General features: G+C 74.4%; 14 protein-coding genes. 10 read left to right on the top strand and 4 right to left on the bottom strand.

All coding sequences use genetic code 11. The annotated features are described in order from the left end of the window. Positions 1 to 53 precede the first annotated feature (53 nt). On the top strand, positions 54 to 2,693 hold the full coding sequence (locus ACIQFX_RS12510; RefSeq protein WP_402461464.1) for an alpha/beta fold hydrolase: 2,640 nt from the start codon (positions 54 to 56) through the stop codon (positions 2,691 to 2,693). Then, the gene (locus ACIQFX_RS12505; protein WP_402461462.1) at positions 2,690 to 3,565 is read left to right on the top strand and encodes an ABC transporter permease; all 876 of its coding nucleotides are present in this window, start codon (positions 2,690 to 2,692) and stop codon (positions 3,563 to 3,565) included. The genes ACIQFX_RS12510 and ACIQFX_RS12505 overlap by 4 nt, the downstream gene beginning before the upstream one ends. A 159-nt stretch (positions 3,566 to 3,724) precedes the next feature. Here ACIQFX_RS12505 and ACIQFX_RS12500 read toward each other — a convergent pair whose 3' ends face one another. Continuing rightward, positions 3,725 to 4,444 (bottom strand): DNA-binding response regulator, encoded by a 720-nt coding sequence (locus ACIQFX_RS12500; RefSeq protein ID WP_402461460.1) that lies wholly within the window; start codon positions 4,442 to 4,444, stop codon positions 3,725 to 3,727. 215 nt (positions 4,445 to 4,659) lie between these two features. On the opposite strand from ACIQFX_RS12500, the gene ACIQFX_RS12495 reads away from it, so the two are divergent. The 4 genes from ACIQFX_RS12495 to ACIQFX_RS12480 all read left to right on the top strand — a co-directional run bounded on the left by ACIQFX_RS12495 (position 4,660) and on the right by ACIQFX_RS12480 (position 10,295). Beyond that, positions 4,660 to 6,267, top strand: coding sequence for a von Willebrand factor type A domain-containing protein (locus ACIQFX_RS12495; RefSeq protein ID WP_402461458.1), 1,608 nt, complete (start codon positions 4,660 to 4,662; stop codon positions 6,265 to 6,267). A 76-nt stretch (positions 6,268 to 6,343) separates the two neighbouring features. After that, complete coding sequence (locus ACIQFX_RS12490) at positions 6,344 to 6,814, top strand: DUF1772 domain-containing protein (RefSeq protein ID WP_402461456.1); 471 nt, start codon at positions 6,344 to 6,346, stop codon at positions 6,812 to 6,814. A gap of 384 nt (positions 6,815 to 7,198) precedes the next feature. Continuing rightward, complete coding sequence (locus ACIQFX_RS12485) at positions 7,199 to 8,080, top strand: BTAD domain-containing putative transcriptional regulator (RefSeq protein WP_402461454.1); 882 nt, start codon at positions 7,199 to 7,201, stop codon at positions 8,078 to 8,080. Between the two features lie 181 nt (positions 8,081 to 8,261). Next, a complete protein-coding gene (locus ACIQFX_RS12480; protein WP_402461452.1) occupies positions 8,262 to 10,295 on the top strand; it encodes a helix-turn-helix domain-containing protein in 2,034 nt (677 codons plus the stop codon). Positions 10,296 to 10,447: 152 nt separating this feature from the next. On the opposite strand, the gene ACIQFX_RS12475 is transcribed toward ACIQFX_RS12480, so the two are convergent. Beyond that, positions 10,448 to 11,704, bottom strand: coding sequence for an IS701 family transposase (locus ACIQFX_RS12475; RefSeq protein WP_402461450.1), 1,257 nt, complete (start codon positions 11,702 to 11,704; stop codon positions 10,448 to 10,450). A 388-nt stretch (positions 11,705 to 12,092) separates the two neighbouring features. On the opposite strand from ACIQFX_RS12475, the gene crcB (ACIQFX_RS12470) reads away from it, so the two are divergent. The 3 genes from crcB (ACIQFX_RS12470) to crcB (ACIQFX_RS12460) are packed head-to-tail and all read left to right on the top strand — an operon-like array spanning position 12,093 to position 13,218. Beyond that, on the top strand, positions 12,093 to 12,515 hold the full coding sequence (gene crcB, locus ACIQFX_RS12470) for a fluoride efflux transporter CrcB (protein ID WP_402461448.1): 423 nt from the start codon (positions 12,093 to 12,095) through the stop codon (positions 12,513 to 12,515). A gap of 5 nt (positions 12,516 to 12,520) precedes the next feature. Beyond that, positions 12,521 to 12,868, top strand: a complete 348-nt coding sequence (locus ACIQFX_RS12465; protein ID WP_402461446.1) for a DUF190 domain-containing protein — start codon at positions 12,521 to 12,523, stop codon at positions 12,866 to 12,868. Beyond that, entirely contained in the window at positions 12,865 to 13,218 is a 354-nt protein-coding gene (crcB, locus tag ACIQFX_RS12460; RefSeq protein WP_402461444.1) for a fluoride efflux transporter CrcB, read from the top strand. Before ACIQFX_RS12465 ends, crcB (ACIQFX_RS12460) begins: the two co-directional genes overlap by 4 nt. 76 nt (positions 13,219 to 13,294) lie before the next feature. Here the strand turns inward: crcB (ACIQFX_RS12460) and pucL are convergent, their stop codons facing one another. Both pucL and ACIQFX_RS12450 read right to left on the bottom strand, forming a co-directional pair. Beyond that, positions 13,295 to 14,212, bottom strand: coding sequence for a factor-independent urate hydroxylase (gene pucL / locus ACIQFX_RS12455; protein WP_402461442.1), 918 nt, complete (start codon positions 14,210 to 14,212; stop codon positions 13,295 to 13,297). Between the two features lie 244 nt (positions 14,213 to 14,456). Continuing rightward, positions 14,457 to 15,605: a winged helix DNA-binding domain-containing protein gene (locus tag ACIQFX_RS12450; RefSeq protein WP_402461440.1), complete on the bottom strand. Its 1,149-nt coding sequence runs from the start codon at positions 15,603 to 15,605 to the stop codon at positions 14,457 to 14,459. 162 nt (positions 15,606 to 15,767) lie between these two features. On the opposite strand from ACIQFX_RS12450, the gene ACIQFX_RS12445 reads away from it, so the two are divergent. Next, positions 15,768 to 16,634, top strand: a complete 867-nt coding sequence (locus tag ACIQFX_RS12445; protein ID WP_402461439.1) for a hypothetical protein — start codon at positions 15,768 to 15,770, stop codon at positions 16,632 to 16,634. Positions 16,635 to 16,741: the final 107 nt, after the last annotated feature.

Below are 16,741 nucleotides of genomic sequence, written 5' to 3'. Positions count from 1 at the left end.
CTCCGCCTCGGGAGCGCCGCGGCCGCACAGGAGACCCGCCTAGGCTCGACCCCATGCGACTCCGACTTCCCCGGTGGGCCGCGGTCACCGCCGCGCTCGCCGTCCTCGCGGGCGCCGGCACCTGGACCGCCGCCGCCTCGGACGATCCACCCCCCGTGCACCGCGCGGACCGGGCGCTCTCCGTCGACGGCGTACGGCTCGACACCTCGTACTTCACCGGCGACGGCGACGGCCGGCGGCCCGCCGTCCTCCTCGGCCACGGCTTCGGCGGCTCCAAGGACGACGTCCGCGCCCAGGCCGAACGGCTCGCCCGCGACGGCTACGCCGTCCTCACCTGGTCGGCACGCGGCTTCGGCGCCTCCACCGGCGAGATCGGCCTGAACGACCCCGACCACGAGGTCCGGGACGTCCGGAAGCTGATCGACTGGCTCGCGACCCGCCCCGAGGTCCTCCTCGACAAGCCCGGCGACCCGCGCGTCGGCGTCACCGGCGCCTCCTACGGCGGCGCGATCTCGCTGCTCGCCGCCGGACACGACGCCCGGGTCGACGCGATCGCCCCGCAGATCACCTACTGGAACCTGGCCGACGCCCTCTTCCCCGAAGGCGTCTTCAAGAAGCTCTGGGCCGGGATCTTCTTCTCCGCCGGCGAGCGGCCCGGGACCGGGAGCGCCGACGGCTGCGGCCGGTTCACCCCCGAGGTCTGCGCCCTCTACCAGCGCGTCGCCGTCTCCGGGAAGCCCGACGCCGCCGCCCGCGCGCTCCTCGAAGCCCGCAGCCCGTCCGCCGTCGGCTCCGCGATCAAGGTGCCCGCGCTCCTCGTCCAGGGCCAGTCGGACTCCCTCTTCACCCTGGCGCAGTCCGACGCCACGGCCCGCGCCCTCACCGCCAACGGCGCCCCCGTCGCCGTCGACTGGATCGCCGGCGGCCACGACGGCGGCGACCGGGAGACCGAGCGCGTCGAGCGGCGGATCGGGGCCTGGTTCGACCGCTGGCTGAAGCGCGACACCTCCGTCGACACCGGCCCCGCCTTCCGGGTCAGCCGCACCGGCGGCGTCGACTCCACCGACGGGCGGGCCACCCTGCGCGCCGCGACCGCCGACCGCTACCCGGGACTCACCGCCGGCACCACGACGGTCCCCCTCGCGGGCCCGCCGCAGACCTTCGCCAACCCGGCCGGAGCCGCACCGCCCGCCGTCTCGGCGGTCCCCGGCCTCGGCGGCGGACTGTCGGGCCTGTCCTCGCTCGGCGTCGGGGTCTCCCTCGACTTCCCCGGCCAGTACGCCCGGTTCGACGCGAAGCCGCAGACCGCGGCCGTCCGGATCACCGGGACGCCGACCGTCCGCGTCAAGGTCACCTCCACCGCCGGCGACGGCGCGGCCGTCCTCTTCGCCAAGGTGTACGACGTCGGGCCCGACGGGCGGCAGCAGGTGCTGCCCGCCCAGCTCGTCGCCCCCTTCCGCGTCGAGGACGCCCGGGCCGGCCGCGACCTCACGCTGACCCTGCCCGCGATCGACCACGAGGTGGAGGCCGGGCACCGGTTGCGGCTCGTCGTCGCCGCCACCGACCTCGGCTACGCGTCCCCGACGGTCCCCGCCGGGTACACGGTCGCCGTCGAGGGCCCGCTCACCGTGCCCACCGCGCCCGGACTCGCCACCCAGGCCGCCGGCCTGCCGTGGTGGGTGTGGGGCCTGCCGCTCCTCGGCCTGGCCGCCACGGCGGTGCTGCTCCTGACCGCCCGCCGCAGGACCGCCGCGGCGGCACCCGACCCGGACCTCGTCGCCGTGCCGCTCCAGATCACCGGCCTGTCGAAGAAGTACAAGGGCGGCGACCGGTACAGCGTCCGGGACCTGTCCTTCCGCGTCGAGCAGGGCCAGGTCCTCGGCCTGCTCGGGCCGAACGGCGCGGGCAAGACCACCACCCTGCGCATGCTGATGGGCCTGATCACCCCCGACGAGGGCGAGATCAGGGTCTTCGGGCAGGCGATCAGGCCCGGCGCCCCGGTCCTCTCCCGGGTCGGCGCGTTCGTCGAGGGCGCCGGCTTCCTGCCGCACCTGTCGGGCCGCGAGAACCTGGACCTGTACTGGAAGGCCACCGGCCGCCCCGCCGAGGACGCCCACGTCGACGAGGCCCTGCGGATCGCGAACCTGGGCGGCGCGCTCGAACGTGCGGTGCGGACCTACTCGCAGGGCATGCGGCAGCGCCTCGCCCTCGCCCAGGCCATGCTCGGCCTGCCGGACCTGCTGATCCTCGACGAGCCCACCAACGGACTCGACCCGCCGCAGATCCGCGAGATGCGCGAGGTGATGATCCGGTACGCGGCCGGCGGCCGCACGGTCATCGTCTCCAGCCACCTCCTCGCCGAGGTCGAGCAGTCCTGCACCCACCTCGTCGTCATGGACCGGGGGCAGCTGGTGCAGGCCGGACCGGTCGCCGAGATCACCGGATCCGGCGACACCCTGCTCGTGACCCTGGCCGGGGAGATCGACGACGCGCTCGTCGAGAAGACCGCCGCGCTGCCCGGCGTCGACTCGGCCGCCCGCGTCGACGGCGGACTCCTGGTCCGCCTGGACGGTGCCGACGCGACCGCCCTCATCGGCGAACTCGTCCGCCTGGACGTGCCGCTGACCGGGGTCGGGCCGCACCGGCGCCTGGAGGACGCGTTCCTGACCCTGATCGGAGGAGGATCCGCATGAGCACCACCGGCACCCTCACGGGCGCGGCGGAGTCCGCCCCCGGCTACCGGGCGGGGCGCACCCTGCCCCTGCGCGTCGAGGCGCTGCGCCAGTGGAAGCGGCGGCGCACCCTGGTGATGGGCGGCATCCTCGTCGCCCTGCCGTTCATCCTGGTCGCGGCCTTCGCGATCGGCAGCCCGGGGGGCGGCGACCGCAGCAACCGGATCACCCTGATGGACACGGCGACGACCTCCGGCGCCAACTTCGCCGCGACCTGCCTCTTCGTCTCGGCCGGTTTCCTCCTGGTCATTCCGGTGGCGCTGTTCTGCGGGGACACGGTCGCCTCGGAGGCGAGCTGGTCCTCGCTGCGGTACCTGCTCGCCGCGCCCGTCCCGCGCTCGCGGCTCCTCGCCTCGAAACTGGTGGTCGCGCTCGGGTACAGCGCGGCCGCGATGGTCCTGCTGCCGCTGGTGGCCCTGGCCGTCGGCACGGTCGCCTACGGCTGGGGGCCGCTGAGCCTGCCGACCGGCGGGGCGGTGCCGGCCGGGGAGTCGCTGCTGCGGCTCGGCATCGCCGTCGCGTTCGTGTTCGCCTCCCAACTGGTCACGGCGGGGCTCGCCTTCTGGCTCTCGACCCGCACCGACGCCCCGCTCGGGGCGGTGGGCGGCGCCGTCGGCCTGACGATCGTCGGCAACGTCCTGGACGCCGTCACGGCGCTCGGCGACTGGCGCGACTTCCTGCCCGCGCACTGGCAGTTCGCCTGGATCGACGCGCTCCAGCCGCAGCTGGAATGGGGCGGCATGGTGAAGGGCACGGCGATCTCGGTGACGTACGCCGTGGTCCTCTTCGCGCTCGCCTTCCGCGGCTTCGCCCGCAAGGACATCGTGTCCTAGGGCTCCCTGAGGTCCCGGAGGTCCCTGAGGTCCTGGAGGTCCCTGAGGCCCCTGAGGTCCCGGGGGTCCCTGAGGTCCCTGAGGTCCCTGAGGTCCCTGAGGTCCCGGAGGTCCCGGGGGTCCCGGAGATCTCCGGGACATGGAGGCCCCGGGGTCTGCTCATGTCCACCCCCTTCGAGCCGCTTCCGCGCCCGCGCGGAAGCGGCTCGTCGTGCCGAGGGCGGCCATCAGCTCGCCGACGCGGCGGCTGTACGTCCGGGTCGACATGCCGAGCCGGGCCGCGGCCGCCTCGTCGGTGAGCCCCGACAGGAGGGCGTCGAGGACCGGCCGCAGCTGGGGCGGCAGATGGCCCGGCGGGGGAGCGGACGGGGCGCGGTACGGCAACTCCTCGGCCGCCGCCCACCAGATGTGATGGGCGCGGACGAGGGCCTGCACCACCACCGGGTCGCGGATCAGCAGCAGCCCGTTGTAGAGCAGCTCCAGATCGAGCGGCACGGCCGCCACCGTACGGTCGACGAGGATCATCTTGAACGGGATCGCGTCGACCAGGCGGGCCCGGCCGGGGATTCCGGGCCCCCCTTCGAGCCGGGGCAGGGCGTGCTTCGGGACGATCCGTCTGACCTCGTCGGCCCGCTCCGCCGCGGCCCGCATGCACGCTCCCGCGAGTTCCAGGAACGGCCCGGGGATGGCGCAGCCCGCGGAGGCGACGGGGTCGTCGAAGGTCAGCAGTTCGTACCGGGTGGAGGCGGCCAGCCCGGCGAGCGCGGCGCTGATGCTCCGCGCACCCCGGACCGGGCGCCCCGCGGGCCGCTGTCCCTCGGTCGCGGCCCGGTTCATCGCCGAACGGGCGAGCATCACGGAGCCCGCGCTGTCCGCCACCGCTGACCACCCCCGCCCGATCGATGTCCACTCCATGTACGCACGCGACTGCACACGGTGACAACCCCTGTTGAAAAGGATGGCGAATCCATGCCACGCGCGTGCGCGGCCGTCGCCGTTGCCGCATCGAGATCCATCCGCAACTCCTTCGACTGCTCCGTTCGGCCCTCTCGTTCGTCACATTCACAAGTGCCTTACGAAGAGGGGGAGATGTCATGGAACGACGGAACGCAACGGCGGCCCGGCGGACGGCGGCCCGGTTCCCGGCCGCGGTCGCGGCGCTGCTCGCGGCCGGACTCGCGGTCACCGGCTGCGGAGCGGGCGGCGAGAGGAGCAGCGCCGACCGGGGGGTGCGGGAGGGCGGCCGGACGGCCCCGGCGGTCCCCGACGGCGGGCGGGCCGGGACCGCGCAGCCCCGGGAGGGCGAGCAGCGCTCCCCGGTGCCCGCCCCCGACTACCTGTCCACCTTCGCCCTGGACGTCGACACCGCCTCGTACGGCTACGCCCGCCGCACGCTGGCCGAGGGGCGGCTGCCCGACCCGTCGTCCGTGCGTCCCGAGGAGTTCGTCAACAGCTTCCGGCCCGACTACCCGCGCCCGGCGGACAACGGCTTCAGCGTGACCGTGGACGGGGCGCGCACCGGGCGGGACGGCTGGTCCCTGGTGCGGGTCGGGCTGGCCACCCGGGGTGCCGACCGGGCCGCCGAACGCCCGCCGGCCGCCCTCACGTTCGTCGTCGACGTGTCCGGCTCGATGGGCGAGCCGGGGCGGCTCGACCTGGTCAAGGAGTCGCTCGGGCTGCTCGCGGACCAGCTCCGCGACGACGACTCGATCGCGCTGGTCACCTTCAGCGCCGAGGCCGAGACCCGGCTGCCGATGACCCGGGTCGGGGCGGCCCGGGGTCGGATCCGCGAGGTGGTGGACGCGCTGGGGACGAGCTCGTCCACCAACGTGGAGGCGGGCGTCCGCACCGGGTACGACGTGGCCGTCGAGGGGCACCGGAAGGGCGCCACCAACCGGGTCGTGCTGCTCTCCGACGCGCTCGCCAACACCGGTGCCACGGAGGCGGGGACGATCCTCGCCCGGATCGAGGAGGAGCGCAGGGCGTACGGGATCACCCTGTTCGGGGTGGGGGTCGGCAGTGAGTACGGCGACGCGTTCATGGAGCAGCTCGCCGACAAGGGCGACGGCCAGACGACGTACGTCGCGAACTCGGCGCAGGCCCGCAAGGTCTTCGTCGACCAGCTGCCCGCCCACGTCGAGCTGCGTGCCCGCGACGCCAAGGCGCAGGTGGCCTTCGACCGGAGGACGGTCGAGAAGTTCCGGCTCGTCGGGTACGAGAACCGGGCGGTCGCCGACGAGGACTTCCGCGACGACCGGGTGGACGGCGGCGAGATCGGGGCCGGGCACACGGTGACCGCGCTGTACGCGGTCAAGACCCGTCCCGGGGCGACGGGTCCGGTGGCCACGGCCACCGTCCGATGGCTCGACCCGGCGACCAGGTCGCCGCACGAGCGGTCCGGCGCGGTCGCCACGGGCGCGCTGACCGGCGACGTCTGGGGGGCGGGCCACGACAGCCTGCAACTGACGGCGATCACCGCCTACTTCGCGGACGCCCTGCGCGGCGGCGACCTGCCGGGCCACCCGGGGCTCGCGGCGCTCGCGGACCGGGCGGGGGCGATCGCCGACCGGTCGGGTTCGGCGGTGGTCCGCGAGCTGGCCGACGCGGTCCGGCAGGCCCACGGTCTGCGCGGCCCGGACCGGGAGCCGGGGGAAGGTCCTTCGAAGGAGGGTGAGTTGGGGTCGGGGGACCCGTACAGCTGAGCCGGTTCGCACGCGCGTCCGGGCAACTGCCCCGTACCACCGGCGCGGAGGGCGGGCGGCGGGTCAGAATGGCCGCATGGCCACCCTGCTGCTCGCCCTCGCCGTCGGATGCACCGGACTCTACGCGGGTTTCCTGCTGATCTTCCTGACCGGGATCATGCCCGCGCTCGCCCGCCTGACGGACGCCGAGTTCGTCCCGGCGATGCGCCGGATCAACGAATGGGTGCCGAAGCCCCTGTTCCTCGCGGTCTTCCTCGGGGTGATCGCCTTCCCGCTCGCCGCGTTCCTCGTGCCCGTCGACGGGCGCACCGACACCCAGAAGTGGCTGGTCCTCGCGGGGCTGGTGTGCGCGACCCTCAACCACCTGGTCACCGTCGCCGGCAACGTCCCGCTCAACGAGGCCCTGGCCGCGTCGGAGGGGACCGCGGACGACGACCCGGCGAGGGTGCGCGCCGCCTTCGAGAAGCGGTGGAACGGTTTCCACCGCGTCCGCACGGTGCTGATCACCGTGTCCTTCGGCCTGCTCACCGCCGCCGCCGTGCTCTAGGCCGTGCTCCAGGTCGTGCTCCAGGGGGTGTCCTGCCTGATCGGCGGGGCGCCCCCTGGGGCCGCGGTGCGCGAGTCCGACCGGAAACCGAACCCCCGTGTCGGTTTCTGGCCGGAACTCGCGCATCACGAGGCCGCCGCCCCCCGCGGTGACCCCTGTAAAGCGTACCTCCGAGTCCGGAAACAGTCGGCCGGTGGGTACAGGTCTGCGCCAATGACGAAAACTTGACCCTTCGAAACTCGTGCAAAAGGTGTGAATCACCCCGATATCCGAGTTCGGTATTCCGTACCAACCGGTTTCTTATTGACATGCCTACGGGGGTCTTTTCTAATCATCGAGGGGTCATCCCGCGCGCAGACACCGCACAGGCACTGAGGGGGCAAGGTGGACGTCCGGATTCTGGGGGGGTTGTCGGTACGCGAGAACGGGGTGTCGATCACCCCGACGGCGGCCGCGCCCCGGCAACTGCTCGCCCTGCTCACGGCCAGCGCCGACCAGGTCGTGCCCGTCACGGTCCTCACCGAGGAGCTGTGGCCGTCCGGCGCGCCGCGCGCGGCCCGGGCCGAACTCCAAGGGCACATAGGCGAGTTGCGCGGGCTCATCGCGAGCGCCCTGCGCGGCGCCGAACCGGCCGAGCCGCGCCCCGGCTGGTCGGAGCGGCGCACCGCCGAGGCCATCCTCGTCGCCCAGCCCGGCGGCTACCGCCTCGACACCGGCGGCGGCGCCCACGACGTCTGGCAGTTCGAGCGGGCGGCCGGCGCCGGCTACCGCGCCATGGAGGCCGGGGACCTCCCCCGCGCCGCCCTCCGCCTCGGCGAGGCGCTCGCCCTCTGGCGCGGCGAGCCCTACGCGGGCGTGGCCGCGGGACCCCGCATCCGCCGGGAGATCGAGCGCCTCGAAACCTCCCGGCTGAGCGTCCTCGACCAGTGGATCGAAGCCCAGCTCGGCCTCGGCCGACACGCCGAACTCCTCTCCGAGCTCTCCGGTCTCGTCGCCCGCTACCGCACCAACGAACCGCTGCACGCCCACCTCATGGTCGCCCTGCTGCGCTGCGGACACCACGCCGAGGCCCTCGCCACCTACGAACGGCTGCGCGGAGCCCTCAAGAGCGAGAGCGGCATGGAGCCCTCGGCGCGGCTGCGCCGCCTCCACCGCTCGGCCCTCGCCGTCCGGCACACCACCGGCCGGCCCGCCTTCGGCCCCCGCATCCCCGCCCAGTACGCGCCGGTGCGCGCCCGGCTCGTCCCGGCGGGCTCCGTCGGCTGACGGCCCGCCGGACCCTCCGACCGGTCGGTGGCGTCCGGCCGGTCGGATGCCGGGAGACGCACCGGGGGAATGAAGTGCGGCAGGTCACCGTTGACCGACTCCCGAAGCGGAATTAGTTTCGGCGAGCAGTACGGGTTTCCTCCGAGGTGCCCGATTTCGCTCGACTACGGGGGTAAGGGCCATGACCTTGCACGGCGCGGACGGAGCCGGTGGTGCCGACGCGCTGCTCACGGTCCTCGAACTGGTCGCCGGACAGGCGCCGCCCGCCCAGATCGAGGCCCTCCTCGACGACGCCCGCCTCGCCGGCCTCGACGGCGAGGGACTGGTCCGCCTGGAGCGGGCCGTCGAACTCGCCGACCGCATCCACGCCGGACGCGAGCAGGACGCCCGCCGCGAGTCCGCCCTCGCCACCCTCACCGACACCACCCGCGACCTGACCTTCTCCTACGACCTCGACAGCCTGCTGCGCGTCATCACCCGCCGCGCCCGGCGGCTGCTCGGCCTCGACCTCGTGTACGTGACCCTGCGCGCCCCGCACGGCGCCTGCTACGTCCACACCACCGAGGGCTCCCGCACCGGCGCCGACCGCACCGCCGGACCGCGCCTCGCCCCCGGACTCAGGATCGTCGAGGGGTACGGGCTCGGCGGCGCCGTCCAGCTCCACGGCGAGCCCGTCTGGACCGCGGACTACCTCGCCGACGAACGCTTCGCACCCTCCGGCTCCCTCGACGCCGGCGTCCACGCCCCCGCCTTCGACGAGGCCGCCGAGGCCGCCCTGCGGGCCGAGGGCGTGCACGCGATGATGGCCGCTCCGCTGCGCAGCGGCGACACCGTGATCGGCGCCCTGCACGGCGCGGACCGGCGGGTCCGCGACCACACCTCGGAGGAGATCGGGCTCCTCGCCGCGCTCGCCGACCTCGCCGCCCTCGCCGTCGACAAGGCCGGACTCCTCGACCGGACCCGGGCCGAGGTCTCCGAACTCGAACGCGACAGCTCCCGGGTGCGCACCAGCCTGACCCGCATGCGGCACGTCAGCGAGACCCACGGCCGCATCATGAACCTCGTCCTGTCCGGCGGCGACCTCTGCAACGTCGCCAAGGCGGCCGCCGACGCGCTCGACGCGACCGTCACGATCCGCGACCAGGGCGGCCGCTGCCTCGCCACCGCCGGCGACGTCCTCGCCCTCGACGAGGAGGCCGTCGCCAAGGCGTCCCTCGACGCGCACGCCCGCCGCCGTCCCGTCCTCGCCGCCGACGACACCTGGGTCGCCCCCGTCATCGCCGGCTCCGAGGACCTCGGCGGCCTCGTCGTCCGCGCCGCCAGCGGACTCACCGGCGAGGACGAGCGGCTCCTCGAACTCGCCGCCCAGGCCGTCGCCTTCCTCCTCCTCATGCGCCGCTCCACGGCCGTCGCCGAGGGCCCGGTCCGCGACGAACTCCTCGACGACCTCATCGCCGACCCGCCGCACGCGCCGCAGCAGATCGCCCAGCGGGCCCGCCGCCTCGGCGTCGACCTGCGCAAACCGCACGTCCTCGTGGTGGCCAGACCGGAGGGCGGCGAGCAGGGCCGGGCGGTGGTGTGGGCGTCCTCGTACGCGTACCGCCTCTCCGGCCTGAAGACCGTGCAGGGCGGCTGCATCGTGCTGCTCCTCCCCGGCATCGACGCCTCCGCCGCCGCCAAGGCCGTCGCCGCCGAACTGTCCCCGCTGCTCGGCCACCCCGTCTCGGTCGCCGCCGCCGGACCCGGCTGGAGCCCGGACGGCGTCGGGCGCATGCACCAGGAGGCCGGACGCTGCCTCGATGCCATGAGCGCCCTCGGCGGCACCGGCTCGGCGGCCTCGGTGCAGGACCTGGGCTTCCTGGGGCTGCTGCTCTCCGACGACCACGACGTCGAGGGCTTCGTCGAGTCGGCGATCGGCCCCGTGCTCGACTACGACGCCGAGCGGTTCACCGACCTCACCCGCACCCTGGAGGCGTACTTCGCCTCGGGCGGCAGCCCCACGAACGCGGCCGAGGCGCTCCACGTCCACCCGAACACGGTCTCGCGCCGCCTGGAGCGGATCGGCGAACTCCTCGGCCCCGAGTGGCAGAAGCCCGGCCAGGTCCTCGAAGTCCAGCTGGCGCTCCGCCTCCAGCGCACCCGCGAGGTCCTCGCCCAGGGCCGCGCCGCCGCCGACCCGTCCCGCCCGCCGGGCCCGCAGGACCGCACCGGCTGACCGCCGCACTGCCACCGGCCGACCGCCGCACTGCCACCGGCCGACCGCAGCCCTACCGTCGACTGACGGCCGTCCGGCCGCCGCCCGGTCCGTTGGGGCGGACCGGGCGGCCGGATCGGGCGCGAGCGCTCCGGGCGAGGGGGGGCGTCCGGCTAGGCCGTGCGCCCCGAGGCGTAGCCGGCGTCGTAGGCCGCCTCCCAGCCGGTGGACAGGACCGTCGCCGCGTGCGCCGCCGAGGCCAGCGTGATGTGCCGGTGCCAGCCGCGGAACGAACGGCCCACGAAGTCCCGCAGCCCCGCGCCCTCGCCGACCTCCGCGAAGTCCCGCTCGACCCGGCGCTCCAGCTTCGTCAGCCGCAGCAGCGAGCCCACCGGCGAGTTGGTCAGATCGCTGATCCACACCCGGCTCACCGGCCGCCGCGGGTCGTCCCACTCGCCGAGCAGCACCAGCGGACGCATCCGCTCGCCGCCCGGCGCGGGCAGCGCCACCCGCACCGCCGTGGCGAGCGAGGTCCGCGAGGTCCGCGCCCCGGCCACGGTGTCGACCCAGCTCACCGGCCTGCGCAGGCCCTTGAGGGACTCCAGGATCTGATGGGCGGAGAGCGGACCCGCCCCGAAGCCCGGCAGCGACCGGTCGGCGATGGCGAGCCGCGCCCCCGGACCGATGCGGGCGACGACCGGCACCCCGGCCGCCGCGAGCCGGGTGAGGGCCGCCCGCCCCGCGCCGCCCCGGATGTCGAGGAGCACCGGCTTGCGGGTGACGTCGGCCCAGCGGGCCGTGTCGAGGGCCGCGGCGACCGCGCACTCCTCCAGCGTCTCCTCGCCGGCCTCCTGGGGAACCTCCGCACGGTCGCGCCGCGTGCGGTCGTTCACCCAGGGGTCCGGCAGGAACAGCCGCCAGTTGACCGGGACGCTCAGCTCGTCGCTGGCGAACCACACCCCGAACGCCTGCTGGCCGTGGAAGACCTGCCCGCGCTCCGGGTCGAAGCGCCGGTCCACGCCCACCGAGTGCTCCCCGGCCTTCGGGATCGGCATCGGCCGCACCACCCACGCCTGCGGGCAGCCGTTCCGCTCCAGGTACCGGGCGAGTGCGGCCCGCATGGGCTGCCAGTCCCAGGTGGAGCTGGAGACGAAGTGGTGCAGGCTCTGCTCGGCCGCGGGCCCGCCTATCTGGGCGGCGATGTTGCGGATCGACTTGCGGCCCTGCGCGGTGAGCAGGCCGTGCAGGTACTGCTCGGCCTTCAGGCGCTGGTCGCGGCGCGGGAAGCCGGCGAAGAGCGCGCCGCACAGCTCGGCGTGGACGTCCCCGTTCCCGCCGGCGGCGCCCGCGGACCGGACGACGCCGAGGGACGCTGCCGGAACAGCGGCCCCGGTGGTGGCCCTGCGCTTGATTGCGACGGATGTACTCACGACACTCCTGCCCGATGGTTGCGCAGCTCCCTCCCGCTGCCCCACCACCGTCGCCCGTCACCGTGCCCGGGCACGAGGTGTACCCGGCACCCGAATCGGCCGCCGGATGGTGGCCGGACCACCTCCCCCGGCGTCCGCGCAGGTCGGAGCCGTCCCCACGGCCGCTCCGGAGGCCCCGTCACGGCGGTCCGGAGCGGCTCCGGGTGCCCCTCGGGTGTGGCGCGGGCACCCCTCGGGGGATCTGACAGACTCACCGGCCCCGCTTTGACCGGTCGCAGGGAGTGGCCGGACCATCGCAGAGCGAGGCCGCACGGGCCGGAGTCCGGTTAATGCCCCAGGCCGGGATCCGCCTGTGCGCCTCGCCTCGGCGTCCCCGTAACCTGAGGGTATGGAACCGCGTGGACAGCTGCCCGTCGTCGGGGCGGTCGCCGTCGGCGGTGCCCTCGGCGCGTCCGTCCGCTACGGCCTGGCGCTGCTCTGGCCCACCCCCGCGCACGCCTTCCCCTGGACGACGTTCACCGTCAACATGGCGGGCTGCGCCGCGCTCGGCGTCCTCATGGTTCTTGCCACCGAGGCCACCACCGCCCCGCACCCCCTGCTGCGCCCGTTCCTCGGCACCGGCTTCTGCGGCGGGTTCACCACCTTCTCGACGTACGCCCTCGACACCGAGCGGCTGCTCGCCGCCGGCGACCCGACCCGCGGACTGCTCTACCTGGGCGGGACCGCGGTCACCGCGCTCGTCGCCGTCCGGGCCGGGGTCACCGCGGCCCGGACCGCGCAGGCGGCCGCCCGGGCGAGGGCGAGGGGATGACGACGATGACCCGACTCACCGGGCGGGCCCTGCGGCTGACGATCCTCGTCGGCGAGAACGACACCTGGCACCACCGGCCGCTCTTCACCGAGATCGTGCACCGGGCGCACGTCGCCGGCCTCGCCGGCGCCTCCGTCTTCCGGGGCGTCGAGGGCTTCGGCGCCTCGTCCCGCATCCACACGACCCGCCTCCTGTCGCTCGGCGAGGACCTGCCGGTCGCGATCCTGATCGTGGACACGGAGCAGCGCGTCCGGGACTTCCTGCCGCAGCTCGACGAGCTGGTGACGGACGGTCTGGTGCTCCTCGACGACTGCGAGGTCGTCCGGTACGCGGGCCGGGAGAAGCAGGGGTGAACTGGCTGCTCGTCGTGGTCGGCGCCGCCGTCGGCGCGCCCCTGCGCCATCTGACGGACCGGGCCGTCAGGGCCCGGCACGACTCCGTGTTCCCCTGGGGCACCTTCGTCGTGAACGTCGCCGGCTCGTTCGTCCTCGGGCTGCTCACCGGCGTCTCGTCCGCCCAGGTGTCCCTGCTGCTCGGCACCGGGTTCTGCGGGGCGCTGACCACGTACTCGACCTTCTCGTACGAGACGCTGAAGCTGTACGAGGACGGGGCGAAGGGGTACGCGCTCCTGAACGTGGCCGGCAGCCTGGCCGCCGGACTCGCAGCCGTGTGGCTGGGAGTCCGGACGGCCGGACTGCTGTGAGCCGGGCCCGACGGGCGCCGATCGGCCGGTGGTCAGGCAGTGATCAGCCGGTGGTCAGCCGGGGATCAGGTGCCGATCAGGCGGTGATCCAGTCGCTGGTCGCGATGACCGGACGGACGCCGTCGCGGTGGACCGTGCCCTCGATGAGGCCGTACATGCGGTCGGCCGCGAAGTACACCTCGTTGTCGTTCTTCAGCCCGAAGGGCTCCAGGTCCACCAGGAAGTGGTGCTTGTTCGGCAGGTTGAGGCGGACCTCGTTGACCGCGGGGACGTGGTCGAGGACCCGGTCGGCCATCGCGTGCAGCGTCTGCTGGAGCGAGTAGCTGTACGTCTCCGCGAACGCCTCGAGCAGGTGGCGCCGGACCTTGCCGTACGAGCGGTCCCAGTCGTGCTCCGGGTCCGCGGCGGCCGTGGCCGAGTTCGCCCAGCGGGCGGTGACCTTGGTGGCGAGGATGCGGTCGTACGCCTCCTGGAGCGTGGTGTACCGGTCCTTGACGAAGCCGTGGAACTCGGAGTTCGTCGAGTTCATCACCGTCAGCTCCCTGAGGCCCGACAGGACCTGGAGCCCGGTGCTCGCCGAGTAGGTGATCTGCGCGGTGCGGACCTCCTGGCCCTTGCGCGCGAAGGAGTGCTGCTCCTTGCGCGTCGGCACGGAGATCCGCTCCCAGGCGTACTCCTCGATCCGGATCTGCGCCTCGTGGATGACCGGCTGCGAGGCCACGAAGTGCCGGGCCAGGAGGATGCCGAACGCCTCGGGGGAGTCGACGCCGTGCTCCTTGGCGAACGCGTAGACCGTGTTCTTGGTGGTGTCGGTGGGCAGGCAGTTGCCGTTGTCCCCGGTGAGGTGGACGTCGCGGTACTCGCCGCGCAGCGCCACGGACACGTTCAGGTCGCGGATCTCGTGCCACGCGCCGTCGCCGCCCTTGCGGGTGACCGTGACGATGCGGTTCTCGGCCTTGCCGTACTGGTTCTGGGCCAGGACGTGCTTGCTCATGTGCTGCTCAGCTCCTGCGGGTACGTGGATACGGATATCCCGTACGCCCGGCGTCCAGCGCCCCCGTCGTCCCGAGGGTCCGCTCCCCGCCGTCCGGCCCGTGAACGGCGGACCGCCCCGGGACTGACGAGCATCCCGGTCCGTAGGTTTCGCTCGAAAGATATGTCCCCCTCCGGCCCCTGGCAATGGTCGACGGCCGGCGGCCCCGCCCGCCGGAGGCCGCCCCGGCGGACGGCGCCGTCCGTCAGGGCCGGGGGAGCACTCGGGTCTCGGCGGCCGGGAGGCCCTTGGTCCACCAGTGGTCGTAGCGGCGGTAGAGGTGGGGGTCGCGGTCGGCGAGGAGGGTGCCGAGGGAGACGGCCTCGGCGGCGAGCGCGTCCCAGACGGGGGCGGGGAGGGGGTGGAAGGCGGAGGCCTCGACGCCGCCGGGGACGGGGCGCCAGACGCCGGCGACAAGGCCGTCGACGAGGAGGGTGGGGAGGGCGTCGCCGTTCACGCGGATGACGTGCTTGCGGTAGGCGGGCGGGATGACGCGGCTGCGGTCCGCATAGGCGAGGAGGACGCTGTCCCACATCGCCATCAGGCGGGGCGGGGCGGGAACGTCCTCGTCGGGGAGCGGTGCGCCCGGCACGTCGTGGAGGACCGCGCCGTCCGGGCCCTCCAGGCGGTCGAGTGCGCCGTCGAGGGACTGCACGGCCGCCCGGACCAGACCCTTCGGCGCCATGGTGAACTGCGCCATGTCGGCCACCGAGGCGGGGCCGAAGCCCTCCAGGTAGCGGCGGACGAGGACGGCCAGGCCGGCGGCGGAGGCCTCCGGGTCGGTGAGCGCCGGGCGACGGGTCGCCGTGACGAAGGACTGGGCCGTGCCGAACGACCACGGGAGGCCGGTCGGCGCGTGCCACAGCGGGGCGTACTGCCGGATCATCCGCCAGACCACCGCCTCCACCGGCCCGCCGCGGACCGCCTCCAGACGGGCCCTCATCTCGGCGCCGGTCCGCGCCTCCGCCGCGTACGCGAGGAGGTCGGGGAGGAGCGCGTCGGCGTCGGCGGCGGTGAACCCCGCCGCCCTGAACCGCGGATCGCACAGCCGGGAACCCCGTACCGTCGGCTCCATGCCCTCCCGGAAGGCCCGGTAGTCCTCCGCGTGCACCAGGTGCAGGGTGATCCGCATCAGCGTCGACCTGACGAGTTCGTAGTCGCCCACGGCCCCGTCGAGCGCCGCCGGGTCGAAGTCCGCGACCCTGTTCCACAACGCCACGTACGGCGAGCCCGGTTGCTGCGCCTGGATCGCCACCACCCGCCGTACGGCCTCCCCGACGCCGAGCGGCTCCCGGGCGAGGAGCAACTGCCGGGCAAGGGTGGAGCGGTTGAGGGCGCGCGCGGTCATCACCATGCGCCGATTCTGCCCGGCCGCCCCGGCGGGCCCGCGCCGTGGGGTCGCGGCCGGGGGAAGGGGGAAGGGCCGTCCGCTCCGACCGGTCTGGACGCCGCCGGTTCACCGGAGGCACGTTCCGGTGACACGCGGCCCTCACCCGGGGTCGTGAGGATCGGGCGCATGACCTTCGCCTCCCGGGCCCCGCGCCCCGCCGCCGCCGCGTCCGCGGTCGCCCTCGCCGCCGCCGTCGCGCTCCTCGCCCCGACCTCGCCGGCGTACGCCGCCGCCAACGCCGTGCCGACGTACGAGGTGAAGATCAACCTCACCGCGGCGGCGCTGGACTCGGCGCACGCGCCGACCGCGGCGGTGAAGTCGGCGTTCGGGATCACGGGTTCGGCCAAGGCGCGCTCGTACAGCTACTACGACACCGACGGCGGGGCGCTGGACGCCGAGGGGTGGAGCGTGCGGCTGCGCCACAAGAGCGGCTCGTCGTTCGAGGAGACGTACAAGAAGCGGTTCCCCGTCACGAACGGCGACCTCACCGCGGCCCTGAACGCCGCCAACGCGGCCGGCTTCGACAGCAGCGACACCAACTACAAGGCCGAGGTCGACTGGGGCTACGCCAAGCAGACCCTCAGCTTCAGCACCGAGAAGAGCCACAGCGCCAGCGGGTACTCCGGCACCGCGATGCCGACCAGCACCACCGGCCGCACCTGGCTCGTCAACGACATCCCCGGCAAGCTGGAGAACTGGGGCAGCGCCGGCTGGGGCAGGACCACCCTCCAGGCCTCCCGCGCCCACGGACCCGTCACCGCCAAGGTGTACGGCGGCGCCTGGGGCCCCTCCGACGACGCGAGCATCGAGGTGCTGCCGGTCGTCGGAGCCGGCGGCACCGGAACCGAGTACGTCGTCGAGCTGTCCTTCAAGACCGACTCCGCCGCCGACGCCGCCGACCTCCACGCGGACGCCATCGCCGTCGCCGATGCCAACGGCTGGCTCCACCACGGCGACATCCTGAAGACGCAGCTCATCCTCGACCGCTACTAGGACCCCGCCGGAGGCGCGCGTTCACCCAGGGCTTGCCCCGGTGTCGGCGGCGGGTCGCCGGGAGTTGTGCGCAGGACTGGACCATGGGGCCGCCGCCACCGGCGACA

The sequence above is a fragment of the Streptomyces sp. NPDC093089 genome (assembly GCF_044754405.1).
Lineage (GTDB): Bacteria > Actinomycetota > Actinomycetes > Streptomycetales > Streptomycetaceae > Streptomyces.
This window is presented reverse-complemented; position numbering and strand designations above follow the sequence as displayed.

What these genes read in the sequence shown, in the direction of transcription:
- ACIQFX_RS12505 (WP_402461462.1), top strand. Translation starts at nt 2,690, where the DNA reads ATGAGCACCACCGGCACCCTCACGGGCGCGGCGGAGTCCGCCCCCGGC.
- ACIQFX_RS12495 (WP_402461458.1), top strand. Translation starts at nt 4,660, where the DNA reads ATGGAACGACGGAACGCAACGGCGGCCCGGCGGACGGCGGCCCGGTTC.
- ACIQFX_RS12445 (WP_402461439.1), top strand. Translation starts at nt 15,768, where the DNA reads ATGACCTTCGCCTCCCGGGCCCCGCGCCCCGCCGCCGCCGCGTCCGCG.
- ACIQFX_RS12480 (WP_402461452.1), top strand. Translation starts at nt 8,262, where the DNA reads ATGACCTTGCACGGCGCGGACGGAGCCGGTGGTGCCGACGCGCTGCTC.
- ACIQFX_RS12450 (WP_402461440.1), bottom strand. Translation starts at nt 15,605, where the DNA reads ATGGTGATGACCGCGCGCGCCCTCAACCGCTCCACCCTTGCCCGGCAG.
- ACIQFX_RS12490 (WP_402461456.1), top strand. Translation starts at nt 6,344, where the DNA reads ATGGCCACCCTGCTGCTCGCCCTCGCCGTCGGATGCACCGGACTCTAC.
- ACIQFX_RS12465 (WP_402461446.1), top strand. Translation starts at nt 12,521, where the DNA reads ATGACCCGACTCACCGGGCGGGCCCTGCGGCTGACGATCCTCGTCGGC.
- crcB (WP_402461448.1), top strand. Translation starts at nt 12,093, where the DNA reads ATGGAACCGCGTGGACAGCTGCCCGTCGTCGGGGCGGTCGCCGTCGGC.
- ACIQFX_RS12510 (WP_402461464.1), top strand. Translation starts at nt 54, where the DNA reads ATGCGACTCCGACTTCCCCGGTGGGCCGCGGTCACCGCCGCGCTCGCC.
- pucL (WP_402461442.1), bottom strand. Translation starts at nt 14,212, where the DNA reads ATGAGCAAGCACGTCCTGGCCCAGAACCAGTACGGCAAGGCCGAGAAC.